General features: G+C 63.8%; 5 protein-coding genes. 2 read left to right on the top strand and 3 right to left on the bottom strand.

The genetic code is table 11. The annotated features are described in order from the left end of the window. Window positions 1-128: 128 nt before the first annotated feature. Window positions 129-1292: an MFS transporter gene (locus EOD15_RS26630; RefSeq protein WP_127408985.1), complete on the bottom strand. Its 1164-nt coding sequence runs from the start codon at window positions 1290-1292 to the stop codon at window positions 129-131. Window positions 1293-1341: 49 nt separating this feature from the next. Between EOD15_RS26630 and EOD15_RS26625 the strand changes: the two genes are divergently transcribed. Beyond that, window positions 1342-1881: an Lrp/AsnC family transcriptional regulator gene (locus EOD15_RS26625; RefSeq protein ID WP_127320961.1), complete on the top strand. Its 540-nt coding sequence runs from the start codon at window positions 1342-1344 to the stop codon at window positions 1879-1881. 9 nt (window positions 1882-1890) lie between these two features. Here the strand turns inward: EOD15_RS26625 and mtnA are convergent, their stop codons facing one another. Then, window positions 1891-2985: an S-methyl-5-thioribose-1-phosphate isomerase gene (gene mtnA / locus EOD15_RS26620; protein ID WP_127320962.1), complete on the bottom strand. Its 1095-nt coding sequence runs from the start codon at window positions 2983-2985 to the stop codon at window positions 1891-1893. Further along, window positions 2982-4256 (bottom strand): S-methyl-5-thioribose kinase, encoded by a 1275-nt coding sequence (mtnK, locus tag EOD15_RS26615; RefSeq protein ID WP_127320963.1) that lies wholly within the window; start codon window positions 4254-4256, stop codon window positions 2982-2984. The genes mtnA and mtnK overlap by 4 nt, the downstream gene beginning before the upstream one ends. Before the next feature lie 135 nt (window positions 4257-4391). Here mtnK and EOD15_RS26610 point away from each other — a divergent pair, with 135 nt between their 5' ends. Beyond that, on the top strand, window positions 4392-5903 hold the full coding sequence (locus EOD15_RS26610) for a sugar ABC transporter ATP-binding protein (RefSeq protein WP_127320964.1): 1512 nt from the start codon (window positions 4392-4394) through the stop codon (window positions 5901-5903). The last annotated feature ends 149 nt before the right edge of the window (window positions 5904-6052 follow it).

The raw sequence follows: 6052 nt of genomic DNA, 5'->3' as shown, positions 1-6052 counted from the left end.
TCACTATACGGGGAGAGGATGCCGGCAGGCAGGTGAGGGGCGGCGCCAGCGCCCGTAAAGGGTGACGGGCGAATTTGAAACCTGAAGCGACTGCTCTGGAAGACGGATAGCCAATCCCGTTCTGTCGATTAGCGCCACGCCGCCGCCGATGCGGCGATCAGCATCAGCGATGCTGCGACCATTGCGCAAGTGGCAAAACCAAAGCTGGAGTAGAGCGGCCCGAAGCTGGTGGTGCCGACGAAGACCGCGAGGTAAGTCACCGCACTGTTCAGGCCCATGATCGTGCCGCGCCGCGACGGATCGAGCGCAGACAGGCGCATTACCAGGACATTCAGGCCGAAATGATTGGCCAGTCCCCAGATTGCCACCATGGTCAAGGTCAGCCCGAAACTGCCGCTCGTCGCCGCCATCGCGACATAGACGACTGCGACCAGAAGATAGGCAAACGGCATGACGCGCCGCGCACCCAGTCTGTCGATGACGCCGTCGAGCAGAGCAGCCGTCCCGAAGCCTATGCCGTAGGCAAGCGCCGCCAGGCCATTGGCGCTCACCGGCTGTCCAAGCCCGACATGAAGATGGTCGCCGAGATAGCCATAGACGCCGTAGAACGAAGTCATGAAGGCCGCGCACGCGACCAGCAGCGGCAGGATTCCGGGAATGCCGAGCGCTTCCAGCGGGGCGGGCGCCGGTCCGGCCTTCCTGATGTCGCTGAGCGACGTCACTGTCAGCCCCATCCATGCAAGGGCCGCAAGCACCGCGACCGCTGCGAAAACGGCGCGCCAATGCACAAGATCGGCAAGCACGGCCGAAAGCGAAACGCCGGCGACCATGCTGAGCGTCCATCCGGTCAGCACGACGCCGATCGTGCCGCTTTCACGGCCCGGTGGGGCAATGGCTGCGGCGCTGGCATAGATCGCGGGCATGGCGATGCCGGCAGCGATGCCGGCCAGCAGCTGTGCGGAGATCAGCATGGTCACCGTGGGTGCCGCGGCACTTGCGACCAGCGCCAATGCCAACAGCAACAGTGCGCTCTGCAGCATCCTGCGAGCACCGAGCCGGTCGATGTAGCGCGCAAGGAACAGGGCGCTTGCGGAGGTGCCAAGGCCGAACGCTGCCGCCGCAATCATCACGGCCGGCACGCTGGTGCCGAACGACGAGGCGACAGCCGGTGCGATCGGACCCAGCACAAGCGAGTTCGAGCCAATGACAGCTATGCATCCGGTCAGCAGATAGGCAAGCGCCGGGATCGGGGCTCGGGCAGTCAATGGCGCAACTTGATCAATGTTCGACATATCAGCATAATGGCCGTATTCTATTCAGCGGAGAACCAGGAATTTCGCCATGGATGAAGAAACAGATGGCATTCTGCAGAACAGGCCCGCGGCCCGCGATCTCGACGCGATAGACCGAAGAATATTAGGTGTCCTGGTCGATGACGCCACGATCAGCTACGCCGAACTCGGCGATCGCGTCGGCTTGTCGCCACCCGCAGCGCATGAGCGGGTCAAACGGCTCCGTCGCAGCGGCGCCATCCGCAACACAGTCGCCATAATCGATCCCCGGGCGGTGAAAAAGCCTTTGCTTGCCTTTGTCCATATCGACACCAGGGGCTGGGGAAAGACGCCGGAACTGATGGCGGTCTCCCAATATCCCGAAGTCGAGGAGATCCATACGGTCGCCGGTGATACCTGCATGCTGCTGAAGGTCCGCACGGAAGACACCAGAGCACTCGAAGGCCTTTTGGCGCGCCTGTACGAAACGCCGGGGGTCACCTCGACGCGCAGCTATGTGGTTTTATCGACCTATCTGGAGCGGCCGGTGCAGCCGGGCATTACCGAGACATGGCCGACACCGAAGCATATGGCCGAGCCTCTGTACTAGGGACGTGGGCTACGCCCGCTCGGGGAACATCGCCTTCAATCCCTCGCGCGATGCCTTGGCAACGCCGCGCTCGGTGATCAAGCCGGTGACCAGCCGCGCCGGCGTCACATCGAAGGCCGGGTTGGCCGCAGGCGTCGTCTCCGGCGAAATGCGCACCTGGGCAATCTCGCCGGCGGCGGTCTTGCCCCAGACCAGCGAGACCTCGTCGGCCGAGCGCTGCTCGATCGGGATCTCGGCCAGTCCGTCATGCACGGTCCAGTCGATGGTCGGCGACGGCAGTGCGACATAGAACGGCACATCATTGTCGGCGGCGGCGAGCGCCTTGAGATAGGTGCCGATCTTGTTGCAGACATCGCCGTCGGCCGTTGTGCGGTCGGTGCCGACGATGACCATGTCGATTGCGCCGCGCTGCATCAGATGGCCGCCGGCATTGTCGACGATCAGTGTGTGCGGCACGCCGTGCCCGGCCATCTCCCAAGCGGTCAGCTGTGCGCCCTGGTTGCGCGGCCGCGTTTCATCGACATAGACATGGACCGGAATGCCGGCTTCTGTGGCCAGGTAGATCGGCGCCGTGGCGGTGCCGTAGTCGACCGTGGCCAGCCAGCCGGCATTGCAGTGGGTCAGGATGTTGACCGGTTCGCCCTTCTGCTTGCGCGCCGCGATCGCCTTGATGATGGCGAGACCGTTCTCGCCGATGGCGCGGTTGAGGCCGACATCTTCGTCGGCGATCTCACTGGCCCGCCGATAGGCGGCTGCCGCGCGTTGTTCGGGAGGCAAAGGCCGCAGGAAGCGCCGCATCTCGTCCAGCGCCCAGCGCAGATTGATCGCGGTTGGCCGCGTCTCGTGCAGGGTCTCCCACACGGCATCGAGCGCTGCATCCGACGGATCGTCAGCCATCTGCATGGCGACGCCGTAGGCAGCGGTGACGCCGATCAGCGGCGCGCCGCGTACCCACATGTCGCGGATGGCGGTGGCGATGCCGTCGACCGTGCCGATCGTCTCGATGCGGAAATCATGCGGCAGCCAGCGCTGGTCGATGATATCGACTGAACGGCCGTCGTCGCTCAGCCAGATGGTGCGATAGTGGCGGTCGCCGACGTTCAAATGCTGCTCTCCTGTTCGATCAGCGCGGCCAGTTGGTTGACCTCGTCGATGCTGTGGATCTGGCGCCGGTTGACGGCGAGGTGGCGGCCGAATTTCAGCGCCTTTGCTTCACAACTGGCGCGCAAATCCTCATCGGCAATGGTCTCGAAATCGGCATTGTGGGCGAGGCCGAGGATGCGCCTGTGCACCTCGATGCCGACAAAGCCGAGCAGATCGGTCCACATCTGGTGCAGAACATGGTCGAGCGCCTGCTCGGCGCCGAGCCTGTCGCCCTGATCCTCGAACAGGCTCTTTTGATAGAGCATGCCGGAGCGTTCGGTCCGCCATAGATGCGAGAACTCGGCGCGGAACACCGCCCAGGTCTCGGTCGTCACCCCGAGCAGATAGGCGCGCATGGCGTCGCGCTTTCCCTCCTGTTCGTGGCCGCGCTGCGAGAAGAACGACATCCAGAAATTAGCAAGCAGCATGCCGACGTCGAAAGCCATCGGGCCGTAGAAGGCGAACTCCGGATCGATCATCCGGGTTTCGCTGTCGGTGACCATGATCGAGCCGGAATGCAGATCGCCATGCAGCAGCGTTTCGGCATTGGTGGCGAAGATGTGCTTCAGCCGCTGCGCCTCGACCTTCAGGTCGCGGTCGGCGCGCAGTTCGGCGACCAGGCCGTCGAGCTGCGGCGAGGTGTGCCGGTTCATCTTGGCGTCGAAATAGGGGTCGGAAAACACCAGGCTTTCGGTGATGTCGCAAAGCTCGACATTGTCGGCGAACAGCGCCAGATCGGCCTTGCGGTCCTTGGCGGCCATATGGAGGTCGGAGCCGCGAAACAGCGTCCGGGCCATGAACAGGCCGATATCCCGGGCGATGTTTGGCAATTGCCGGCCGTCGATCAGCGCACGGCGCAGGATGATGTGCGGCGGCGCAAGATATTCCATGATGATCAGCGCCTGGCCTTCATCGAAATAATGGATCGCCGGCACCGAGCCTGGCGCGCGTGCCTCTTGCCTGGTCAGTGCGTGATATTCGAAGAAGGAGCGCTTCAACGGCAGCGGCCAGCTGTCGCCGACCAGGCGAACATAGGGCAGGGCTTGCTTGACCACGGCTGCACCGCTGGCGCCCTCGACGATGAACACCAGGTTGAGATTGCCGTCGCCGACCTCGCGGACCTTCCAGGCGCCGGTGTCCTTGCCGATCTTCGCGCATAGCGCCTCGTTGCCGCCAAGGCGTGCAGCCAGGGTTTCGACCGATAGTGCTTCGAACGGCAATTTTTCAGTCATCATCATCCTCCCGCTTATGCGCTCCGAACATAACGGAGGCGTGGCGGCTGGGCCAAGCTAGGAAGCGGTCTGGCAATTGTCAATCGTGTTGACAATTGCCGATGCAGCCCATAGCGTCATGTCAGGGAGGAACGCATGGTCGGTAATGCCGTGTTCCGCGTAGAGGGACTGAGGAAATCCTTTGGCCATAACGAGGTGCTAGGCGGCGTCTCGGTCGAATTGCATGCCGGCGAAGTCACCGTGCTGATGGGCGCCAACGGCGCCGGCAAATCCACCCTCGTCAAGATCATCTCCGGTGTCTACGAACGCGGCGGCGGCACGATGGCGCTCGCCGACCAGGATTTCGCACCGAAAACCCCGGCCGAAGCGATCCGCGCCGGCGTCGTCACCGTGCACCAGAATATCAACGACGGTGTCGTCGCCGACCTCGACGTCGCCACCAACCTGACCCTCGACCGGCTGAGCGGCAGCGGCGCGCCGACCCTGTTCAATCCGGTCCGTGTGCGGCGGGAGGCCAAGGCGGTTGCCGACCGCATGGGGCTGGCCATCGATTTGAAGGCACGGGTGAGCGATCTTTCGCTGGCCGATCGCCAGATGGTGGCGATTGCCCGCGCGCTGGCGCACAAGCCGAAAGTGCTGATCCTCGACGAGCCGACCTCATCGCTGTCCAGCGCTGAGGCCGACCGGCTGTTCGCGCTGATCGACAGGCTGCGCGAGCAGGGCGTGGCGATCCTCTACATCTCGCATCGCATGTCGGACATCAGGCGGCTGGCCGACCGCATCGTCTCGATGCGTGACGGGATCATCTCAGGCATTTTCGACAAGAAACCGCTCGACTATGAAGGCGCGGTCAACGCCATGCTCGGCCGCAAGATCCATCTCGACCAGATCGTCGTCAGGAATTCGGCCAAGGCAGTCCTGACGATCGAGGGTCTACGCATTGCGCCGGGCGCCCGGCCGATCTCGCTGACACTCGGCGACGGCGAGGTTGTTGCCATCACCGGCCTCGTCGGCGTCGGCAAGACGGCGCTTGCCGAGACGCTGTTTGGCGTGCGCCGGCCGCTCGCCGGTACAATGACGCTGAACGGCAGGCCTTATGCACCTGAAACAGCCGGCGAAGCGATCGCTGCCGGCGTGTTCCTGGTCGCCAAGGACCGCGGCGAGAACGGCATCGTCCAAGGCTTCAACATCCAGGAAAACATCAGCCTGCCGTTTCACAAGCGCATGTCTCGCTTCGGCATCCTGAGGCGCCGCCTCGAACGCACCACGGCACGCCGGCAGATCGAGGAACTGAGCATCGTCTGCCGTTCCGAGAAGGACGAGATGTCGGAGCTGTCCGGCGGCAACCAGCAGAAGGTGATGGTCGCCCGCTGGATGGCGCAGGATGCAAGGCTGTTCATCCTGGATGAGCCGTTTCAGGGCGTCGATATCTCGGCCCGGCGCGACATTGCCGCCAAGCTCAGGGCGAGTGCAAACGGACGCGCCACGCTGCTGTTCGTCACCGAACTCGACGAGGCCCTGGAGACCGCCGATCGCATCCTGGTCATGTCGGAACACACTATCGTCGGCGAACACCGCAATGCCGATGTCGATCTCGACCGCCTGCTGGCCGAGGTCGCCGGCGGGCCGCTGCACAGTGCGGCCTGAGCGCGGGCTATAGGAATTGGAATGGAGAGAGCATGGGTTCGGGTTGGGTAAAGACGGCAGCAGCGCGCGGGAGCGCCGAATGACATTGCGCGACCACGCCATCCGCTACGGGTTCATCGTGCTCTTGTTCGGGCTCGTCGCCTATTTCT

It is taken from the genome of Mesorhizobium sp. M7A.T.Ca.US.000.02.2.1 (genome assembly GCF_003996995.1).
Taxonomy (GTDB): Bacteria; Pseudomonadota; Alphaproteobacteria; order Rhizobiales; family Rhizobiaceae; genus Mesorhizobium.
The sequence above is the reverse complement of the archived record's forward strand: the minus strand, read 5'-3'. Positions and strand labels throughout refer to the sequence as shown.